This window comes from Streptomyces sp. AC512_CC834, assembly GCF_019049325.1.
In the GTDB taxonomy this organism is placed as follows: domain Bacteria; phylum Actinomycetota; class Actinomycetes; order Streptomycetales; family Streptomycetaceae; genus Streptomyces.
Genome location: NZ_JAGMUO010000080.1, coordinates 1 through 1,111 on the forward strand (window position 1 = coordinate 1; position 1,111 = coordinate 1,111).

General features: G+C 70.1%; 1 protein-coding gene. It reads right to left on the reverse strand.

Features of this window, described 5'->3' with window-relative positions:
- On the reverse strand, positions 1–988 hold a 988-nt coding region (locus KUM40_RS27110; protein WP_217168823.1), incomplete at its 3' end, for an IS481 family transposase.
- Positions 989–1,111 lie beyond the last annotated feature (123 nt).

Here is a 1,111-nt window from a genome sequence, read left to right on the forward strand (position 1 = left end):
TGTACTGCCCAGGGACGTTGGTCAACCTGGTGACGGGTGGTTTGCCGCCGGTTGCGGTGTGGGGGCGGTGGTGATTGTAGTGATGGAGCCAGGCCGGCAGGGCTTTGCGGCGGGCTGATTCGCTGGAGTAGAAGCGTCCAAGGGCCCAGCCGTCGGCGAGGGTGCGGTGGAAGCGTTCGACTTTGCCGTTCGTCTGTGGTCGGTAGGGCCGGGTCTTCTTCGGGGTGATCGCGAGCTCGGCGCAGGCCTGGGTCCAGTGTCGGGAGCGGTAGGCCGAGCCGTTGTCGGTCAGGACCCGCTCGACGGTCACCCCGCGGGCGGCGAACCAGCCGACCGCCCGGCCCAGGACACCGACTGCGGTGGCGGCCCTCTCGTCGTCGTGGATCTCGGCGTAGGCGACGCGGGAGTGGTCGTCGACGACGGTGTGGACGAAGGCGGTTCCCAGCAGCGGGCCGCGGTACTTGTTGCGGGGCCTGTCGGGTGTGGCGGCACGGTTTCTGCGGCCCTGGACGCGTCCGACGTAGCGCCAGCCGCCGCCGTCGGGGACGTTGCCGAGCTTCTTGACGTCGATGTGGAGCATGGCGCCGGGGTGGGGGTGTTCGTAGCGGCGCACCGGCTCACCGTTGGCGCGGTCGATGTGGGACAGGCGGTTGATCCGGCAGCGGGTCAGGACGGCGTGGACGGTGGAGGCGGGCATGCCCAGCCGCCCGGCGATCTGGACCGGTCCCAGACGCTGCTTCCAGCGCAGGTGCACGATCTTGCGGACCTGCGGCTGACCGGTCCGGGCCGGGCTCCGGTGAGGCCGTGAGGACCGGTCGGCCATCGCGGCCGGCCCTGATGCGGCGTACCGGTCGGCCCACCGCCTGGCGGTGGGCCAGGACACGTCGTAGCGCTCGGCCGCACGGGCGACCGGCCACCCCTCATCCACGATCAGACGCGCCAGGCGAAGACGTGCACGGGGCGTCAGAGCAGCGTTAGCGTGAGACACGAAGGCCTCCTGGTTGGCGGAGCGGTTCCTCGACAGCTCCACTCCACAACCGGAGGCCTTCGCCGTCCTACAGATTCAGACCGTGTCGTCGCACAAACTCGACCAACCTGGCTGGGCAGTACA